The sequence below is a fragment of the Limnomicrobium aquaticum genome (assembly GCF_040545545.1).
In the GTDB taxonomy this organism is placed as follows: domain Bacteria; phylum Pseudomonadota; class Alphaproteobacteria; order Rhizobiales; family Rhizobiaceae; genus Ensifer_A; species Ensifer_A aquaticum.
In genome coordinates, this window is record NZ_JBEPMB010000001.1 from 1 (window position 1) to 17,752 (window position 17,752).

General features: G+C 59.3%; 18 protein-coding genes. 5 read left to right on the forward strand and 13 right to left on the reverse strand.

What is annotated here, in order from left to right; all coding sequences use genetic code 11:
- Positions 1 to 527: 527 nt before the first annotated feature.
- The 8 genes from ABID16_RS00005 to ABID16_RS00040 form a co-directional block, all read right to left on the reverse strand.
- A complete protein-coding gene (locus ABID16_RS00005; RefSeq protein ID WP_354553800.1) occupies positions 528 to 1,319 on the reverse strand; it encodes a hypothetical protein in 792 nt (263 codons plus the stop codon).
- A 229-nt stretch (positions 1,320 to 1,548) separates the two neighbouring features.
- Entirely contained in the window at positions 1,549 to 2,871 is a 1,323-nt protein-coding gene (locus ABID16_RS00010; protein ID WP_354553803.1) for an acetylglutamate kinase, read from the reverse strand.
- Positions 2,872 to 3,153: 282 nt separating this feature from the next.
- Positions 3,154 to 3,429, reverse strand: a complete 276-nt coding sequence (locus ABID16_RS00015) for a hypothetical protein (RefSeq protein ID WP_354553805.1) — start codon at positions 3,427 to 3,429, stop codon at positions 3,154 to 3,156.
- A gap of 249 nt (positions 3,430 to 3,678) precedes the next feature.
- The gene (locus tag ABID16_RS00020) at positions 3,679 to 4,608 is read right to left on the reverse strand and encodes a DUF1003 domain-containing protein (RefSeq protein WP_354553808.1); all 930 of its coding nucleotides are present in this window, start codon (positions 4,606 to 4,608) and stop codon (positions 3,679 to 3,681) included.
- 187 nt (positions 4,609 to 4,795) lie between these two features.
- Positions 4,796 to 5,116, reverse strand: a complete 321-nt coding sequence (locus tag ABID16_RS00025) for a YnfA family protein (protein WP_354553811.1) — start codon at positions 5,114 to 5,116, stop codon at positions 4,796 to 4,798.
- A gap of 62 nt (positions 5,117 to 5,178) precedes the next feature.
- Positions 5,179 to 6,312 (reverse strand): FMN-dependent L-lactate dehydrogenase LldD, encoded by a 1,134-nt coding sequence (lldD, locus tag ABID16_RS00030; RefSeq protein ID WP_354553813.1) that lies wholly within the window; start codon positions 6,310 to 6,312, stop codon positions 5,179 to 5,181.
- A gap of 6 nt (positions 6,313 to 6,318) precedes the next feature.
- Positions 6,319 to 7,104 carry an FCD domain-containing protein gene (locus ABID16_RS00035; RefSeq protein ID WP_354553815.1) on the reverse strand — a complete coding sequence of 262 codons (786 nt, stop codon included), beginning with the start codon at positions 7,102 to 7,104 and terminating at the stop codon, positions 6,319 to 6,321.
- Between the two features lie 131 nt (positions 7,105 to 7,235).
- Positions 7,236 to 7,757, reverse strand: a complete 522-nt coding sequence (locus ABID16_RS00040) for an L-lactate permease (protein ID WP_354553817.1) — start codon at positions 7,755 to 7,757, stop codon at positions 7,236 to 7,238.
- Between the two features lie 226 nt (positions 7,758 to 7,983).
- Here ABID16_RS00040 and ABID16_RS00045 point away from each other — a divergent pair, with 226 nt between their 5' ends.
- The gene (locus ABID16_RS00045) at positions 7,984 to 9,375 is read left to right on the forward strand and encodes a putative bifunctional diguanylate cyclase/phosphodiesterase (RefSeq protein ID WP_354553819.1); all 1,392 of its coding nucleotides are present in this window, start codon (positions 7,984 to 7,986) and stop codon (positions 9,373 to 9,375) included.
- A gap of 3 nt (positions 9,376 to 9,378) precedes the next feature.
- Here the strand turns inward: ABID16_RS00045 and ABID16_RS00050 are convergent, their stop codons facing one another.
- The gene (locus tag ABID16_RS00050) at positions 9,379 to 10,482 is read right to left on the reverse strand and encodes a helix-turn-helix domain-containing protein (RefSeq protein WP_354553821.1); all 1,104 of its coding nucleotides are present in this window, start codon (positions 10,480 to 10,482) and stop codon (positions 9,379 to 9,381) included.
- Between the two features lie 394 nt (positions 10,483 to 10,876).
- Complete coding sequence (locus tag ABID16_RS00055; protein WP_354553823.1) at positions 10,877 to 11,581, reverse strand: outer membrane protein; 705 nt, start codon at positions 11,579 to 11,581, stop codon at positions 10,877 to 10,879.
- Between the two features lie 550 nt (positions 11,582 to 12,131).
- Here ABID16_RS00055 and ABID16_RS00060 point away from each other — a divergent pair.
- Positions 12,132 to 12,656, forward strand: coding sequence for an invasion associated locus B family protein (locus tag ABID16_RS00060; protein WP_354553826.1), 525 nt, complete (start codon positions 12,132 to 12,134; stop codon positions 12,654 to 12,656).
- 73 nt (positions 12,657 to 12,729) lie between these two features.
- Here the strand turns inward: ABID16_RS00060 and ABID16_RS00065 are convergent, their stop codons facing one another.
- Complete coding sequence (locus ABID16_RS00065) at positions 12,730 to 13,545, reverse strand: AraC family transcriptional regulator (RefSeq protein WP_354553828.1); 816 nt, start codon at positions 13,543 to 13,545, stop codon at positions 12,730 to 12,732.
- Between the two features lie 152 nt (positions 13,546 to 13,697).
- On the opposite strand from ABID16_RS00065, the gene ABID16_RS00070 reads away from it, so the two are divergent.
- The gene (locus tag ABID16_RS00070) at positions 13,698 to 14,480 is read left to right on the forward strand and encodes an IclR family transcriptional regulator (RefSeq protein WP_354553831.1); all 783 of its coding nucleotides are present in this window, start codon (positions 13,698 to 13,700) and stop codon (positions 14,478 to 14,480) included.
- Between the two features lie 14 nt (positions 14,481 to 14,494).
- Here the strand turns inward: ABID16_RS00070 and ABID16_RS00075 are convergent, their stop codons facing one another.
- On the reverse strand, positions 14,495 to 15,340 hold the full coding sequence (locus ABID16_RS00075) for an alpha/beta fold hydrolase (RefSeq protein WP_354553833.1): 846 nt from the start codon (positions 15,338 to 15,340) through the stop codon (positions 14,495 to 14,497).
- Between the two features lie 151 nt (positions 15,341 to 15,491).
- Positions 15,492 to 16,298, reverse strand: a complete 807-nt coding sequence (locus ABID16_RS00080) for an IclR family transcriptional regulator (RefSeq protein ID WP_354553836.1) — start codon at positions 16,296 to 16,298, stop codon at positions 15,492 to 15,494.
- Between the two features lie 163 nt (positions 16,299 to 16,461).
- On the opposite strand from ABID16_RS00080, the gene ABID16_RS00085 reads away from it, so the two are divergent.
- Positions 16,462 to 16,851 carry a hypothetical protein gene (locus tag ABID16_RS00085; protein ID WP_112693854.1) on the forward strand — a complete coding sequence of 130 codons (390 nt, stop codon included), beginning with the start codon at positions 16,462 to 16,464 and terminating at the stop codon, positions 16,849 to 16,851.
- 32 nt (positions 16,852 to 16,883) lie between these two features.
- Positions 16,884 to 17,732 (forward strand): alpha/beta fold hydrolase, encoded by an 849-nt coding sequence (locus tag ABID16_RS00090; RefSeq protein WP_112693853.1) that lies wholly within the window; start codon positions 16,884 to 16,886, stop codon positions 17,730 to 17,732.
- Positions 17,733 to 17,752: the final 20 nt, after the last annotated feature.

Sequence of the window (17,752 nt, forward strand, 5' to 3'; positions counted from 1 at the left end):
CAGATCTGGAATTAATGCCGGCACTAATGCCGGTTCTAATTTCAGAACATCGCCCATTTGGCCCGCTCAGCAAAAAGCGCTCACCGGACGCTCACGATAATACGGTGGATCGACATTTGTAAGGCCTTGGCAGCGTCGAACGTCTCTTAAACGCGATTCAGGTGGCTAACCGTAGATCGCTTCAATTCATATGCTCGCTAGGGCGAAATTGGTGATTTTGTCGATACGGGCTTGATGGTTCCGTCAGGCGTGGCTTTATTATTGACTCGCATGGTCACCCGAAATCTTGTACCGGGGGACATGAAATTAATTGGATGTCTCGCGTCTTATTTCTTATGATATCAGAGGATTAGTTTGGTTCGGAGGTTTTTTTCCCTCCTCCGCTACCATTTTTTTCTCAATGAAATCATGTTTTTTGTCAGGCCTTATTCCGTGTGGAATGTTGTCGTTATGACGGGTCATGCCGTTACGGAAGTCGTCAGGATCAGAGCAGCGAGAGCTGTGTTATCTCTCACTCAGAGTGACAACTACTCCTTCCCTTGAACATCAACGTATTCAAGTACTCCCGATGTCTTTAAATAATCAAGAATCACCGTATCACCCCATTCCGCAAGGATGGCTTTGACAGATTTGGTTTTTGAGATTGGCAGCATAAATATTCCAGGATCTTTGTCTGCCACACTCGTGGGGTCACTCATGCGCCTGAAGTAGCTGAGAGCGCCTTCCATATTTCGTCTGCACCGATACTGGTTGTCGATCGCTTGGAAAACGTCATAATCTGTCGGTGGGCCAGAGGTTGAAGTGCGGTAATCTGATGATTCCCGTGACGGTATCAGTCCGAAAAACTCCTCTGACTGGTGCTGTGTGAGCCATACGGTTAGTAATTTATATTGATTCTCGAGTTTAGCCCTAAGCCTAACAGTCTCCTGAGCATAGGTATTTCGCTTGTCTGTTGTTACTAAGGACAGAACCGCTTCGTATGGAGCAGTCAGTATCGTCGCGTCAAAATTGTCTGGAAGGGTGATACTGCCATCGTCTGGTAAGTTCAAAACAATGCCATCCATTTGGTCGTACATCGTGATGCTTTGCTGACAAAGATTCTGATATGTTTCAAGAAAATTGGAAAACGCTTGGTTTCGTGAGCTTTTATCAACGGATTCCAATGCTGCATGCACCTGCTGGGAGGCAAAAAATATTCCTGCAACTGCAGCGGCTGTTGAACAGACGTTGAGCACGGTGGCAAGGGTTGTTAGCCATATTTGAAAGCGAACGGTTACTTGCTTGCCTTGAGACTTTGCGAGCTCTGAATCTGAATCCACGGCATTCTCCGGAACCTGATGACGTTTTCCCGAGGTTACCCAATGCGAAACGAAAGGAAACAACCTTCTTCTAGATTTTCCTTAATTCACCGAAGTATCTATGGAGTTGTTTATCTCGTGAGGTCTGCGAAATCACCGCGATGAGTTCGTTCGCAACAGGCCGGATGAGCTAGGGATTGCGTGGTGTGGATAATTCTCTTTCTGCGAGTTGGTACCCGCTCTTTGCGCTTTACGCCAGCGTCTGCCTTCTCTTTGCGCAATGGTTCACGCATTGCTGGATCTCGTCGAAATCGTTCAGCCCGTACCAGAAGACTTTCCATTTTTCCTGTTTGAAGCAGCCGTCAGACTGGGCGTAGTAGAAGATGTTGACCTGATTGTTGTGGCGCGAGCGCCAGAACAGACGGGGGGTTTCGTCGCGCATGATCTTCCAGACCGCGCGGCCCAGCCCTTCGCCCTGTGCGTCGTCGAGAACCGCGAACTTGTCGAGATAGGGGATGCCGTCTTCTTCGGTGACGATCACGGCGGCGCGGTAGTTTTCGCTGACATAGGCGCGATAGAGGCGGGTGGTTTCGAAATAGTCGTCGACCAGCCGGCGCCCGAAGCTTGATTCGATCAGTGCGCGCATCTGCTTCAGGTCCAGCTCGTCCCAGGAGGACACGCGCAGCACGCTTTCGCCGCGGCGTACAAGCGTGCCCGAGCCCTTATGGGTGAAGAGTTCGTTTGCCAGATGCGCCGGGCTGGTGATGGCAATCGAGGATTCGAGCGGCAGGCGGTCGAGCATGTCCTTCATGCGGCGGAGCGTGAAGGTAATGGAGCCCTTCAGGGCGGGTTGCCGGGAGAGTTGCTCGTATTCGGTGGACAGGTTGATCGAGTCGACGACGCGGCCGCTTGGGCCAACCAGACCGCCGTCCGCGGTCAGGAAAATGACCTTGAAGGGTTGCAGCACCTGCACCATCTCCTCGATGGCGCAGCCGGAATCGATCTTCAGAATCTGGCCGCCGGCGGTTTCGCCGAGACTGCTGATGACCGGGATGGAGCCGGCCTGGAGGCTGGACTCGATGGGGGCCAGGTTCACGCCCGAAACCTTGCCCAAAAGCCCGAGTGCATCGCGATCCGCATAATCCGCCTCGAAGACGCCTCCGATGATGGAGGTGGCGCGCGCACCGCTCTGCTGAAGCGTTTCGACCAGCCGAAGGTTCAGTTGCTGAAATGTCCGGCGCAGGCGCGCGAGCGCTTCCGGCGTCGTGTGGCCGTCACCGGAACCGGCTGCGGTCTTGCCGTCCGCTGCCGCGAGTTCTGCTTCAAGCCTGGGACCCGCACCCAGCAGGACGACCGGCGTCAGCCCCACGTCCTGAAGGAACGACAGCGAGGACGCAATCGCCTCCAGTTCGTCCGTCAGCAAGGCCTCATCGAGGCTCACCACCGCAAAGCGCTTGGCGTCCAGCTGCGAGAAGCGCTTCAGATATTGATTGATCTCCTTGGCGCTCGCCATGACGGAAAGCAGCCGCAGGATTGTCTGACGCGTATCGCTTTTGGGTGCAGTCATGGTCATCGAAGCGCTCACAGGGGCCGGGAAGCGGCAGTAAACATGAGCCGTCGCGGGAGGCAAGGCGGGGCAATCCGATCTTGCCCGATTTTTGCGCGAACTGCCCAAGTTCCGGTCGGGGGGAAATGGTGCGTTTGTGGCCCCTTTGTTCCCCGTATATTTCGCCAGTTCCAAAAGCGAGGGTTGAGAGCCTATACGCTTCAAACCGGGGATGGGCCTATCCAGGTATGGAAAGGCCTCCGATTCCGGAGGCCTTTCAAAGTCATGTTCGGTGGGCGAAAGACTGATTTAGCGTTCGCAGATCAGGCGGCCCCAACGGTTTTCCCAGCAGCGCATCTGGTGGTGGCGGCGCCAGGGGCGTTCATAGAAGCCGAAGCGGGGGGCGTCATAGCGTTCGTAGCGGGGACGGTGTTCGTAGCGGCGTTCGTAACCATTGTGCCAGCCGCGGTTCCACCGATCATGGACGACGAAGATTTCGTCAGCGGAAGCGTTGACCGGGATGGCGGCGAGCGTGCCGAGGCCGATCACGGCTGCCAGGAATGCCTTGCCGATAAAGTTGCTCATCGAATTTCTCCTCAAATGCCCGGGTTGGCGGGGGTTCCTCGGCGCCATGTCCGCGGACGATCCGTTTGTCTCTCAGTCGCTTCATCAGCGAACGATGACACCCTAGCCCGGCTGGCCTGAACGATGCCGGAATGTGCCGTTCATCTGGTGTTCATTTCAGGGCGCTGTGCGCGTCAGCGGGGTTGAGACGCGGGCGGCGTGGACGCGTTTCGGTGGCGGGCGAGGTGCGCGCCATCCCCTTCTGATCTCTCAGGCGTCGTTCGAGGATGCGGCGGGCGGCGTCTTGGGGTTGGCTGCCTTCGGCGCCTTTGCGGGTTTGACAGGCTTGATGTCGCGCGCGGCCTTCAGCATGCGCTTCGTCGCCTTGGCCTGGTCGTTCATCATCTCGATCTGCACCTGCTGGATTTCGGTCAGACGCTCCCACTGGCGGTTCAGCAGGTGATCGACCTTTTCATGCAGGTGGCGGATTTCCAGTTCGGCCTTCAGGTTGACCTTGTATTCGTTGAGGGCACGCAGCCGATCCTTGGCTTCCTGGCGGCGCTGGCTCATCATGATGATGGGAGCCTGGAAGGCGGCGAGTGTCGAGAGGATCAGGTTCAAGAGGATGAAGGGATAGACGTCGAAGGCTTCCTTCTCGCCCAGCGCGACGTTCAGCGCCATCCACGCCCCGAGGAAGGCGAAAAAGCCAATGATGAAGGTCCAGCTTCCGCCGAAGGCAGCCACCCAGTCGGCGACCCGGTCGCCGATGGTGCGCACATCGTCATATTCGTCTTCGATGTTCTCGGTTAGTGTGTCATGCGTCTTGAGGCTTTCCACCACTTCGTTTTCGAGGGAGGAAATCTCGCCGCGCTCGTCCTTCAGGAGTTCGGCGATATAGCGCCCGCGCAGGTCGTCCATGGCGCGGCGGCTGACATAGTCGTCCGAGGTGATGGTGGGATGCTGGTTGCGGATGTACTCGGCCAGTGCCGGGCGCAGGTCGTCGACGCGGATGGCGTCCTTGCGCTTCAGCGGCGCACCGGTGATGGCATCGACCAGACGGACGGATTTCTGCTTGGCGACATTGAGGTTGCTCGAATAGGTCTCCATCTTGACCGCAGCGGCCGTCTCACCGTCGCCCGCGTCGAAGTCGACGATGGTGTTTTCCGACATGTCCTCGTGTTCGAGCGTGGTGTCAGTCATGGCAGAGCTATCCTCTTGTCGGGCCTGTCGTCTGGAGCAAAGGCAAGGCTTCGGGCGAGCGCAGCGCTTTGAAAGGCGCGCGCATTTTCGAATGCTCATGCCATCATCAGACGACAGAACCAAGACAATTTGCAAGCATTTGTGACATCTGCGTCGCTCCGGAGCGAGCGTCGGGTCCAGCCGTGCCTCATCCGCGGCTCGGCAGCAGAATGAATGCCGAACCGATCAGGCAGATCGCAACGCCGAAAATATCCCAGCGGTCGGGTCTCTGGCCTTCGGCAAGCCACATCCAGCCAAGCGACATGAGGATATAGATCCCGCCATAGGCCGCGAAGGCGCGGCCCGCTGCCTCAGTGGGAACCCGCGTGAGAAGCCAGGCGAAGAGCGCCAGCGACACCATGCCCGGCGCAAGCCAAAGTGACGATTTCCCAAGCTTAAGCCAGGCCCAGAACGCGTAGCATCCGGCAATTTCGGCAAGCGCTGCAGCTGCGTAGACGAGATAGGTCATGGGCGGGAGAGTTGCACAGAGGAGGCGGGTTTTCCAGAGAGGTGACCACCATCGCCTTTGCCTCACATGGCCAGCATGCTCCTGTCAATTTCGGCAATCGACCGTGCCCCGGTCAGCGTCATGGCGACGCGCATTTCCTTTGCGATCAGGTCGAGGAGGTTGGCGACGCCGGCTTCGCCGTTAGCTGCGAGCGCGTAGATGAAGGCGCGGCCGAGCATGACTGTGTCCGCACCGAGCGCCAGCATGCGCACGACATCAAGCCCTGAGCGGATGCCGGAATCGGCGAGCAGCTTCAGCTCGCCCTTCACCGCATCGGCTATGTCAGGCAGGGCGCGGGCGGTGGAGCGCACGCCGTCGAGCTGGCGGCCGCCATGGTTGGAAACGATGATGCCGTCGGCGCCGAAGCGCACGGCGTCGCGGGCGTCTTCGGCATCCAGAATGCCCTTGATGAGCATCGGGCCCTTCCAGAAGTCGCGGATCCATTCGAGATCCTTCCAGGAGATCGACGGATCGAAATTGTTGGCGAGCCAGCCGATATAGTCTTCGAGCTTGGTGGGCTGGCCGCGATAGGCGGAAATGTTGCCGAGATCGTGGGGACGGCCGAAGAGGCCGACATCGAAGGCCCAGTGCGGGTGGAGCACCGCCTGCACCATGCGGCGGAAGGCGGCGTTTGGGCCGGACATGCCGGAATGGGCGTCGCGGTAGCGCGAACCAGGGGTGGGCATGTCGACCGTGAAGACCAGCGTGGTGACGCCGGCGGCCATGGCGCGCTCCAGTGCGTTCTTCATGAAGCCGCGATCCTTCAGCACATAGAGCTGGAACCAGATCGGCGCCGATGTGGCTTTCTGCACTTCCTCGATCGGGCAGACCGAGACGGTGGAGAGCGTGAAGGGGATGTTGCGCGAGGTGGCGGCGCGGGCGGCCTGCACTTCGCCGCGCCGCGCATACATGCCGGTGAGGCCGACGGGGGAGAGCGCCACGGGCATTGCCATCTTGCGGCCGAAGAGCTCGGTCGAGATGTCGAGGCTTTCCACATTCTTCAGCACGCGCTGGCGCAGTTCGATTTCCGAGAGGTCGGAAACGTTGCGGCCAAGCGTGTATTCAGCGTTCGCTCCGCCATCGATGTAATGGAACAGGAATGGCGGCAGGCGGCGGCGGGCGGCTTCGCGATAGTCGGAAGGGGAAGAAATGATCATGGTCGTTCAGGTCCTTGAAAGTGTTGCGCGAAGGGCTCTAGCGCGTTCGATGCGCGCGCGCTCCTCGTCTATGGTTCGAATGGTTTCAGCGACGAATGCGATATGCGTGTCGGAGGCGAGGCGGGCGGCATCCGCGTCGCCGGCGGCAATCGTGTCGACCAGTGCCTGATGCTGCTCCGACAGGCGCTCGAAGGTGCGGGGCACGATGTAAAGCTTGTCCAGGCTTTCGGAGATGCTGCTTTGCAGGAGGCCGAACATGCTCGACATGACCGACCGCAAAACGGCATTGTGGGAGGCGTCGGCTATGGCGAGATGAAAGGCGGCGTCCGCATGGGACTCCGCTGCGGCGTCGCCCTTGTCATGGGCTTCGGCAAGCGTATCGACACATCGGCGAACCAGGTCGATGTCCTCCGGCGTGGCGCGCAGGGCAGCATGAAAGGCGGCCTGGCCTTCCAGACCGCGACGAACCTCCAGCACATCCTGGCCGAAGCCGGGATTGCCGGCTACGAACGGGGTGAGCGGATCGTTGATAGTGGTGTTGGCCCAGCGCGCCGCAGCCGGCTCTGCAATGATGTTGCCGCCCTTTCGGATGATGATGCGGCCGTGCGCGGCAAGACGCATGAGGGCTTCCCGCAGACTATTGCGCGATGCGCCCAGCATGTCGGAGAGCGCCCGTTCAGACGGCAATCGATCGCCCACGGCAAGACCCCGTTCCCCGATCAGCGCCTCGACAGCGCGCTCCACGCGATCCGTCACGCTTTCAGGGGCGGAAGAGGCGGCAGTCGGCGACATGGTCGGATAACCTCGTTTGCTCGTGATGGGGTGGAGGATCAGGCGTCTTTCCTCCTGCGCCCGATTCGGTCCTTCACTATGCCCAAAGGCGCTGCCGCCTGCCAGATTGCGACGGGCGGCTGCGGGTTTGATCAAGGGATCATCCACGGTAGCAGATAGGCCTGTCCCGTCGTGATGATGCCGACGAGGGCGGCGAGCGCCAGACTGTGCCTGACCGTGAAACGGAAGAGATCAGATTCGCGGCCGATCAGTCCTGTCGCGGCACAGGCGATGGCGATCGACTGCGGCAAGATCATCTTGCCGGTCACGATCGGCGCCCGCTTGATGACCATCGTGTCGAGCAAGGGGACGCTGACATGGCTCACCACGCCGGCGAGATAGCCTTTCAACTTCAGAAAGGTCAGCGCGACGAAGAAAAAGATAATCGGTGCCGCGGCGATCAGGCTTGAAAGCCAGATATTGCCAAGCGGGTCATAGACTTGGTTCCAAGCGCCCATTGTCATCCTCTCGGGAATGGTTCTACCAAAATCGCAGGCTTCGTGGCTTATGATGGCATTATGGTCAGACCAAGTCAAATATTTGGCGTGAAACCTAAGTCTAATGGCGAATTTGGTCCTACCAAAATCGTTGGCGGCCGGATTCGCAAGTTCCATCCGGAGCTTCGGTGCGAGGTAAGGATGTCGGCAAGGCTTGCAATTTCTGCGTCAGTCGGTCGTCCGAAAGACATGCCGTTTTTCATGTGCAAGTCGAACGGAGAACGCCGCAGTATTGCGCCGTACGCACCGCTAAAATGCCCGTGTTTGCATTACGATAAATTTAGACTTTGACGTGCATCGTCGCAGCTCATGTCAATTATGAATTTCAGGTGCAGCGCGTTTCATGCAAGATGATGGTCACATCCAGCGCGTAAGGGCGAATCTGATGGGCTCCGGCCTCTTCGCCTTTGTGCTCGGTGGGTGCTGGGGAATAGCCTTTTTCATCGTTGACCGGCCACTGGTTGCTGCGATCGTGACCTGCATGGCCTTGTTTGGCCTCGGCATGTTCTGGCTTGCCAGCCGGGGGCGCATCGCTCTAGCCGCCTGGCTCATCGGGCATCTTCTGCCGATTTTTGCCGGTCTGCTGTGCCTGTTCGACAGGGCACCGGAAGGTCTTCATCGCGCGTCACCGCTGCATTTCCTTTCGTTTGCGCTGGCCGGCTATTTCATTTTCCGTGGCAAAGGCATCTATCTTCGATATGTCCTGCCGGCCGTTTGCCTTGTGGCCTATGTCGTCCTGTCTGCCACGTCGATCGGGTTTCACGATCCCGATCTGATCCTCCCGGAAGGTATGGCGCTGGCCTCGGTGTGGGTGAACACCGCAACGGGGATGATGAGTTTGATTTTCATTGTCATCGTCATGAACACGGACCTGACCGTACGCCGCTCCCTGGAAATCGACATGCGCAAGGCCATCCAGGATGGCGATTTCCAGCTCCACTATCAGCCGCAGATCGGTGAAGAGGGGCAGATCGTGGGAGCGGAAGCGCTGATCCGATGGCGGCATCCGCGGACGGGCAACATCCCGCCTGCCGACTTTATCCCTCTCGCCGAAGAAACGGGCCTGATCGTTCCCATCGGCAACTGGGTCCTGCGCGCGGCCTGTGCCCAGCTTGCGCTGTGGGAGACACAGCCCGAGACGCGGCATCTCACCATGTCGGTCAATGTCAGCGCCTCGCAATTCCGGCAGCCGGACTTTGTCCAGAGCGTCACGGAGATCGTTCGGCTCAGCGGCATCACGCCCTCCAGATTGAAGCTCGAGCTGACGGAAAGCATGTTCGTGGACAATGTCGAATCCACGACCGCGAAGATGAATGCGCTGAAGGCCATCGGCATTGTCTGGTCCTTGGACGATTTCGGCACGGGATATTCATCGCTGAGCGTTCTGCATCGTTTCCCGCTTGGACAGATCAAGATCGACAAGGCCTTTGTCCGCGACATGCTGACCAACTCGTCGAACATGGTGGTCACGGAAGCCATCATCGCACTGGCGGCAAACCTCAACCTGCAGGTCATCGCCGAAGGCGTCGAGACGGTGGCGCAGTTGAACAGGCTGCGGGAAGCCGGCTGTCTTGCCTACCAGGGTTATCTTTTCAGTCCGCCTGTCGATATTGAGGCATTCACCAAATTGCTGGCGCCCGAAGCCGCCTCAACCGTGTGGTCCTCCTGGCCGCGGCCATCCGTACCCTTGATCGGGCTCGACCGGGTCGCCATGTCTCGCCCGACACTGCGGTAAGCGTCATCCCGGCGAGGTTTTGCCGGTCTTGTCCTGCGTAATGCGCACCTTGTGCTGTTCCAGCAAGGGCCCAAGGCGCTCCATGTTCTTGATCCGAAACGCTTCGGTGCTGGCGACGGGCGGCCAGCCCAGTTGCGACCCCGTGTTGGCGCGGACCTGCCGTGGGGTGACGCCGAAATAGGATCGGAAGGCGCGACCGGCGGAGGTGTGATCGCGCAATCCCCAGCGATGCATGACGGCGTTGATCTTCTCGTGCCGCAGCGTCGCGTCCAGAAGATCGCGGTAAACGTTTTCCAGCCGGCGTTCCAGAATGTATTTCATAAGCCCGCCGCGCTGCTCGAACATGCGGTAGAGCGTTGGCCGGGTCATGCAGAATTTTGCGGTGATGGTTGCGGGGTCGAGGCCGGCATTGCCCAGATTTCCGTCGATCCAGCGACAGATCGCACCGAACTGGTTCTTGCGGAGATGCGCGCGCGCCATGGAGCGCCGGTTGACGTGAGCGCCGATGACGGCTGCGAACATCGCGGCCAGCGATTGGCATTCCGCATCTGCCTCCTGCGGGGTCATATCCGGTAGGCGCAACCAAAGATCTTCCATATGCATGGTCAGTGCGACATTGGCTTCACTTTCGGGTCGAAGCGCAAGGCCGTGGATCACGCTCGGGTTGGCGACCAGCGGCAGCAGAAGGTCCGGTGGAATCGTGAGCCCCAGGTTATCGACGCGGTCAGCCACGATTGTGCTCGGCCGGGACAGATCGAAAAAGGTCAGCGCTCCGGTCGGAACGTCAATCCGCTCGTCTTCAAGCGTGACGGAGAAGCTGCCACTTCTGTAAAAGACGGCGATGAAGTGTTCGACATGCGTCAAAGCGACCAGCGCCGTGGAGCGGGTGAGGATGCTGGCTGACGACGTGCAGGTGGACATCTGCATCGCGCCCAGGTCGTAGACAGAGACCTTCATCTCAAAGCGTTCGGCAATCTCGGCACTCGGCGCTTCAAGGTCGAACATCTGCGCGACCACTTTCCGCGCCGCCTCAAGCGGCTCGGGCATGTCGGGCGCGATGTCAATGTGGACGAAAGGCAGGCGCGATGAGCGTTCGTTCTCGCTCATGTCCGATGGCTCCAGCGGACCCAGGGGTATGGCCAAATGTTCGAACAGTCACGCGCCAAAATTACGTCCTCTCTTTCAAAACGCTGTCTCCGAGGTTTCGCAGCCTTGCGAAATCGAGATTTTTTCGACCCAGCGTCTCAAAATGCACTGCCTGATGCCCCGGAATATTGCGAACCGACGAGGACTTATATATTCAGAAAACATAATACCAAGCAATTTCAGAGTTTTATATTCGCCCCAGTGGAAATTTTCAGAGGTAACGATTTAGCGGCGGCCGGGCTTTCCTGGCCGCCGCCTGCGTTTCAGGATGTGGGTTGGATGATCTCGCGCACAGAAATGCAGCGGCCCGGCCACACATCTCGACAATGTGCAGCCAGGCCGCCGTCCTGGAGGATCAGAATTTATAGGCGACGCCTACGCGGAACGTGTTTCTTTCCAACGCAACACTACGATTCGAGAAGCCGAACTGAAGCGACGAGAAGTCGTAGTTTGTCCGACCGTAATTGTCGTAGATGTATTCAAAGCGGCCTGTCCAGTTCTGGCTGAAGGCATATTCGACGCCGGCGCCTGCGTTCCAGCCCACGAGATCCTTCCGAATGTTATCGGAGTTCCCGTTCGGGTTCGACTCGGTCACGCGATCGTCCGCAAAGGAAACGCCGCCTGCACCGTAGAACAGGAAATCACCTGCGGCGTAGCCCACACGCGCGCGAATTCGTCCCGCATAGGTTCCTTCGGACGTTGCATTTCGAGGTTGGTTTCTGGCGTTTGTATAGGCTCCGCTCTGCTTCCAGGCGTCCACGCCGAATTCGCCCTCAATGCCCAGAACGAAAGGATTGACCTGATAGTTGAAGCCGGCCAAGCCACCGCCCGTAAAGCCGCCGGGGAAGAGTGTCACGCTGCTCGATCCACCCGGGCTTATGAGCCCATTCCAGCCGGTGGCACCGCCTGCATAAGCGCCCACATAAGCGCCGGTCCAGGTGTATGCAGGTGTCTCAGCGGGGGCAGCGGGTGCCGGATCGGCCTTCGCCATGTCAGCCGCAAAGCTGGCAGAGCACGACAGTGCCAGCAGCACGATTGTTGTCGCGATTTTTTGTCCCATTCCCAAATATCCTCAATTTCCAAATTTGGCTCAACGCTTCGCCCGGTTGCGAAGTAGACAGGCCGGTTGTAGGCGGGAAGTCTGCGCGCCGCATCCTCCATTTGGGGGATAGGTGCGCGTTGTGCGGCGATTTCGCTATCGAAGGTTGGGGGGGCTGGAGCGAGGGAAAACATCCCTTAAATATTCGGGAAATGCAGCTGCTGCGATGGATCGTGCCACAACAAGAAATTGACATTGGCAACTGAGATACGATACCGACTTCAGATATTCGCCAGGGATTTTTTAATTTTTTGTGCCGGTTTAGGCGCAGGGGTCACATGTCTGATTTCAGAGCTTCGGTTGGCGAATGGGCGGGTTTGTCCCAAGCTGGGAAACCTATCGCATCGTCACGATCGCGACGGAAAACCCACATTGCTTTGATCGGTCCTCGTGCCTTGCCCATAGTCTTCGTCCCCCTGCCTGCTTTCTCACGCAGGCCGCGCTATTCCGGCCAGATCGGTTCCGGCGTCTCCGACCAATCCTTCAACGCCCGTTATGACGCGAGATTTTGATGAAACATTTTCGATCCATACTGACGCCGCTCATCCTTGCTTTTTCTCTTGCAGCTTCAGCGTCGGCCGCGCCGCTTCCCAACGGCATGACCTCCCTGAGTGAGACCTATGGCGACTGGCTCGTCTCATGCCAGATGCAGAATGATGCGCCGCGCTGTCAGATGACGCAGACGCAGACCGAGCCCAAGAGCCAGCAATTGTTCCTGGCCATGGAAGTTCGCCGCAACCGTGACGGCTCGATGGACGCGACCCTGCTCCTGCCCTTCGGGCTGGCGCTGAAGAACGGGGTGACGCTTCAGGCGGATCAGGCAAAGCAGATGTTGAAGGCGGAGTTTTCAACCTGCCTGCCGAACGGCTGCCTTGCGCCACTTGGCATCAACGATGCGACCGCCCAATCCATTCTGTCGGCAAAGGCACTGAACATCGGCGCCGTGGCGGCAGCCGAAGGCAAGGCTTTTACCGCAACTGTTTCCCTGAACGGTTTTGCTACGGGCTGGAACAGGCTTGCGGAACTCGCCAAGTAAGCGGTTCGGTCTGCATGAAATGAGACCGCGCATTTCAACGCGGAAAGTCGCGTGGATGGTCTCGGCCCAACGTTCAGCGGGACGGCAAATGGTGCGTGCCCTGCCGGTAGAGCCTCGGCGATACCGCGGTGTGGTTGCGGAAAAAGCGGCTGAAGTGAGCAATGTCCGAAAAGCCGAGCCTGCTTGCGGCTGCACTCAGCGACTCCTCTGACACCACGGTCAGGCGGATGGCATGTTCAAGCCGCACGACGTTCTGGAACAGGCCGGGCGACATGCCGGTGCAGGCCTTGAACTGACGGAAGAAATTAGCGCGGCTCATGCCGATATCGGCGACGATGTCGTCGATCAGATCGAACTCGCCGTCGTTCTGCTGCATGTATTTCACGGCGCGTCTGATGCGCCAGTCGATGAATTGCGGGCGCGTTTGCCGCTCGAAACCGTGACTTGCGCCACTGAGAATAGTCGACAGCACCAGCCTGCCCAGCAGGAATTCCATGTCTGCCGTGGAGGGGGAGGCGCCGTTCAGGCAGTCGTGGACTTCCATCAGAATGCGGTAGGTGTCCCGCGAGACCCGGCCTGCGCTGACCTTGAAGAAGTCGAGCGGATTGAACTCGCCGAGATCGGAACTCAGCGTCGCCAGCCAGTCGGAATCGATATAGAGCGCAATGATCTGCGTGGCCGGCTGGCCGGGACGAAAGACGAATTCATGAGGGCGCCACGCATCCACCAGCACCGCCGATTCGTCCGTCAGGGGAATATGTCTGTCATCGACGATGAAGCTCGAATCCGCGCCGCCAACCTTGAACAACATGTGACAATAGGGATGCGCATGGCGCACGAGGCAATGCTCCAGCTCGACAAGCGCGACCCGGCCAAAAGCCCCCAACATGACACGCACACCTGTCGTCATGGCCTCACTATATAAGCATTCATATATCTGAAGAGAGCAGAAGGAGATCCGCCTTGCAAGTCGGGAATTGACTTGGCATGAGCGGAACGCAATAGGATATCCGCCGACGCGGATTGGAGAGGAGAAGCCAGTTGGACGAAGAGGGTCCCCTTCGACAGAAACTGGTGCCTGCCGTCGAACGCAGTTCGATCATTCTCGATATCGTGGCCGAGGCCAAGCGCTATCCGACGGTCTCCGATCTGGCGCGCGAGACGGGCCTGCCGAAGAGCACGGTTCACGGTCTCTGCATGACGCTGACGCATCTGGGCCTGCTCATGCGCAGGCCCGACCAGACCTATGTGCTTGGGCCCCATCTGCTGAAATGGTCCAACGCCTTCGACCGGCAGACGGATATCGCTGCGGAATTTGCCGCGTTGTGGGACCAGTCCCAGGTTGCCAGTGACGCGATCGTTTCGCTCTGTATTCTTGACGAACTGGATGTCGTCTTCATCGCCGCGCGGCAGCGCAGCGCGCTGGAGCGTTTTGCGGTCAGACCGGGAATGCGACTGCCTGCGGCCTTCTGTGCGGCCGGCAAGGCGATCCTGGCTCGCTGGCCGGATCACGAAGTCCAGCGCGCCTTCAAGTCCTTTCCCGCACCGCTCACCGATCGGTCCGTTGCCGATCTCGGAGCATTTTCCGAGGAACTCCGCCAGATCCGCTCCGCTGGTGTTGCGGTGGAAATCGGCCAGTGCCAACGCGGCGTGACGAATTTCGGAGCGCCTGTTCTGAATTCGCTCAACCGGACGGTTGCCGCCGTGCTGGTCAGCGTTGATGCGGAAGAGGTGGCAACGGCCGAAATGCAGGATCTTGCGGCCCATGCGTCCGGTCTCGCTGGCCGGCTTTCGCGGCGGCTCGGTGCAGAAGCCGGCGTGTAAGCAGCCAGCCGCCATCAGATCGCCCCGCGACGCTGGCGGCGCTTGCTCGTGGTTTCCGAGGACAAATCCCCGAAATGGCCGCAGATCATGTCGATCACCACATCGGCATTGTCATGCTGTGGAAAATGACCGTCATGGCGCAGCATCACCCATTTCATTGGCCCATGAACACGATCGGAGAGCGCTTCCATCTGACGCTGCGCACCATATTCGTCCTTCAGCCCCTGGATGAGCAATAGCGGCGCCGTCAGCGCGCCGACACGATCGAGAACCATGCCGGGGTTGGCGGTCAGCGTTTCGCATTGGGCAGACCAGCAGCGGATCGCGCCAAGCGTATTTGTATGGTCCGCGCCGAGTTTTTCGATGTCTTCGACACAACGGCTCGGGTCTACGCGTTCCGGCGTATGGACCTGCGGGCATATGGCGACCATGCGGCCGACCATCCAGGGATGCGCGCTGGCAAACAGCACGGCAACCGCGACGCCATCGCTATGGGCGACAATGTCCACCGAGGTGAGACCAAGGGCGCGCAGCAGAGCAGGCAGGAGAGCATGTGCCTCTTGAGACAGAGGGTCGGTCGATGCCAGGTGCCCGCATTCCGGGCTCGCGCCGCGGCCGGGCCGCGAGTATGCGATGATGCGGCGTCCGGGAAACCGGGCGTTGAGACCCTCGGCGATCTCTTCCGCCGAATGGATCGAACCGAGGCCATGCGTTACAAGAAGGATCGCCCGGTTTTGTCCCGCGCCGTTGTCGAGAGTTTCGATTCCGCCGGCGTCAGTGTCGATGATCTGGCGGCGCCAGGGCGTTGCCTTGACGATGCGCGCGCCTTTCGTCCTTTCGTCCTGTCTGAATTGAAGCATGCGCCCCTCCCAAGGCATGATGTTCGCGCCGCAGGCTTGTTGCCATTTCTGCACTGAACGCCTCGGATCATGACATCATCGGGCAGGGCCGGTAAGTCCGGACCGCCGCCGGAACTTGCCCAAAAATCTCATTTTGTGCACTGGAAGCCCTTCACCCGCCTCGCATCTGATCGTTTGCGGGAAGGTCTGCACCCATGCGGTGAGACAGGCGGGTGGCCATCTGCTTTACGTTGTCGATGACGGTGTTGCGGTCGCTCATCGCCTCTGCGTCCAGTGTCAGGCTGACGGCGACGCCCGCGATGGGACGGTTCTGGGCGTCCAGCACGGTTGCGCCGAAGCAAACCATGCCTTCGGCGACCTGTTCCTCGTCGCAGCTGTAGCCCTGGTGTCTGATGATCCTGAGTTCTGCGAGTAGATCATCGATCGTGCGGACGCTGCGTCCGGTGCGCGGGGCGGGCAGACCTTGCGCGTACAGCCGACGGATTTCGTGGTCCGGCATGTGGCTCAGGAATGCCTTGCCCGTTGCGGTAAAGACGGCCGGTAGCCGCATGCCGACGCGGAACTCCAGTGACGAGCGGCTGCGGGCCGCGTTGCGCGCGGCGATATAGACCACCTCCGCGCCATCCTGGACGGTGAGCGTGATCGTGGCGCCCGGAAGGCCGGTTTCCTGATCCCAGATGGCGGCGAACTCGGTCGCCACGTCCGATTGCAGGGTGAAGGCATTCGACCAGCGCATGACATGCGGACCGAGCTGGAAGGTCTGGTCATTGCGCCGAATCAGAAGTTCGAGATTGACCAGCGTCTGGCAAAGCGAATGAACGCTGGAGCGTGCGATGTTCAGCTCTCGCGACAGATCCGAGAGGCTGAGAAATGTCTTGGAGCGCGCCACGACGTCGAGAATGCGGGCGCCGCGTTCCAGCGCCGGCGACTGCTGCGTCTTGGTTTCCCTCACGTCCATGAAACGCTCGCACCTTCAATTCACCGTCCCCATCTGTCGCCTTGTATAACCTATTGACATTTGTTCCGTCCAGAGAATAGTGTTCAACATATTGAACAGTGATCGAAATGAAGAATGCGAGTTTGTTGGACTTCGCATAAGCAGAGGGTGGGAGGTTTCAGGCATGGTCATGAGCGTGCGCGACTGGGCTGTCCGTTTTGGCGAGGCCTCGGATCGGGACCCGACCATCGGGGCCATGGCGCGGTATTTCACCTGCCGCTATCTCTGGGACATGGGGCCGGCCAAGGTCATCGTGGAAATGCGCGACGGCCGCGTCCATAGCATCAACACCGATCCGCAGCCGCTCGACCCTTACGATTTTGCCTTGAGGGCCAGTGCTGCCACCTGGCGTGAATTCGCCAAGCCGGTGCCGGAGCCCATGTATCACGGCATCTGGTCGGCCAGCTTCCGGCGCGATTTGAAGATCGAGGGCAACATCCTCGTCATGATGCAGAACCTGCGCAATTTCACAGTCCAGTTCGAGCTGCTTCGCAAGGTCGGCGTGCCGGTCTGAGACGTCCCTTAAAGCCCACAGGATCAACAGGAATGGCCAAGCACTCTCCCGTTATCGGACGCTACGTCACCATCGAGGTCGACGGCTTCGAATACAAGGTCTTCTACCTGCGTAACGGCAGCGGTATTCCGCTGGTCTGCCAGCACACGGCAGGCTGCCATAACCACCAGTGGCGCGGGCTGCTCGAGGACGAGACGATCACGCAGCACTATGACGTGATCGCCTACGATCTGGCGCGTCACGGCAAGTCCGATCCGCCGCTCAACAAGGAGTGGTGGAAGGAAGAATATGTGCTGACGGCGCAGCACTACATGAACTTCATCATAGCGCTCTGCGATGCGCTCGAACTCGACCGGCCGATCTTCATGGGTTCGAGCTTCGGCGGCAATGTCGCGCTGCAGCTGGCACTGCACCACCCCGACAAGTTCCGCGCCGTCATTCCCGTCGAGGCGGCGGAACATGCGCCGGGCTTCTATCTCGACTGGTGGCGTCATCCGCATGCCAATGCGGCGCAGGTTTGCGCGAGCGGTGTGTGGGACCTCATGGCCCCGCAAAGCCCGGACATGGATCGCTGGCTCACCTGGCACTACTACACGCAAGGCTCTGAAGCCTTCAAGGGCGACCTGTTCTTCTATTCGGTCGATCACGACCTGCGCGGCAAGCTCGGCAATATCGATACGCGGCGCTGCCCGGTGATCATGATGACCGGCACCTATGACTATCTGACGCCGCCCGAGGCCACCGAGAACACGGCGCGCCAGATCCCTGGTGGCATTTATATCGAGATGGAGGATATCGGCCATTTCCCGATGTCGGAAAACTACCCGCTCTTCGCGGTCTATCTGAAAGAAGCACTTCGCCTGATCGAAGCGCGGACCTGAAATCGTAGCCGAGAGCGGAT

What these genes read in the sequence shown, in the direction of transcription:
- ABID16_RS00010 (WP_354553803.1), bottom strand. Translation starts at nt 2,871, where the DNA reads ATGACCATGACTGCACCCAAAAGCGATACGCGTCAGACAATCCTGCGG.
- ABID16_RS00015 (WP_354553805.1), bottom strand. Translation starts at nt 3,429, where the DNA reads ATGAGCAACTTTATCGGCAAGGCATTCCTGGCAGCCGTGATCGGCCTC.
- ABID16_RS00020 (WP_354553808.1), bottom strand. Translation starts at nt 4,608, where the DNA reads ATGACTGACACCACGCTCGAACACGAGGACATGTCGGAAAACACCATC.
- ABID16_RS00025 (WP_354553811.1), bottom strand. Translation starts at nt 5,116, where the DNA reads ATGACCTATCTCGTCTACGCAGCTGCAGCGCTTGCCGAAATTGCCGGA.
- lldD (WP_354553813.1), bottom strand. Translation starts at nt 6,312, where the DNA reads ATGATCATTTCTTCCCCTTCCGACTATCGCGAAGCCGCCCGCCGCCGC.
- ABID16_RS00035 (WP_354553815.1), bottom strand. Translation starts at nt 7,104, where the DNA reads ATGTCGCCGACTGCCGCCTCTTCCGCCCCTGAAAGCGTGACGGATCGC.
- ABID16_RS00040 (WP_354553817.1), bottom strand. Translation starts at nt 7,757, where the DNA reads ATGGAACTTGCGAATCCGGCCGCCAACGATTTTGGTAGGACCAAATTC.
- ABID16_RS00045 (WP_354553819.1), top strand. Translation starts at nt 7,984, where the DNA reads ATGCAAGATGATGGTCACATCCAGCGCGTAAGGGCGAATCTGATGGGC.
- ABID16_RS00050 (WP_354553821.1), bottom strand. Translation starts at nt 10,482, where the DNA reads ATGAGCGAGAACGAACGCTCATCGCGCCTGCCTTTCGTCCACATTGAC.
- ABID16_RS00055 (WP_354553823.1), bottom strand. Translation starts at nt 11,581, where the DNA reads ATGGGACAAAAAATCGCGACAACAATCGTGCTGCTGGCACTGTCGTGC.
- ABID16_RS00060 (WP_354553826.1), top strand. Translation starts at nt 12,132, where the DNA reads ATGAAACATTTTCGATCCATACTGACGCCGCTCATCCTTGCTTTTTCT.
- ABID16_RS00065 (WP_354553828.1), bottom strand. Translation starts at nt 13,545, where the DNA reads ATGTTGGGGGCTTTTGGCCGGGTCGCGCTTGTCGAGCTGGAGCATTGC.
- ABID16_RS00075 (WP_354553833.1), bottom strand. Translation starts at nt 15,340, where the DNA reads ATGCTTCAATTCAGACAGGACGAAAGGACGAAAGGCGCGCGCATCGTC.
- ABID16_RS00080 (WP_354553836.1), bottom strand. Translation starts at nt 16,298, where the DNA reads ATGGACGTGAGGGAAACCAAGACGCAGCAGTCGCCGGCGCTGGAACGC.
- ABID16_RS00085 (WP_112693854.1), top strand. Translation starts at nt 16,462, where the DNA reads ATGGTCATGAGCGTGCGCGACTGGGCTGTCCGTTTTGGCGAGGCCTCG.
- ABID16_RS00090 (WP_112693853.1), top strand. Translation starts at nt 16,884, where the DNA reads ATGGCCAAGCACTCTCCCGTTATCGGACGCTACGTCACCATCGAGGTC.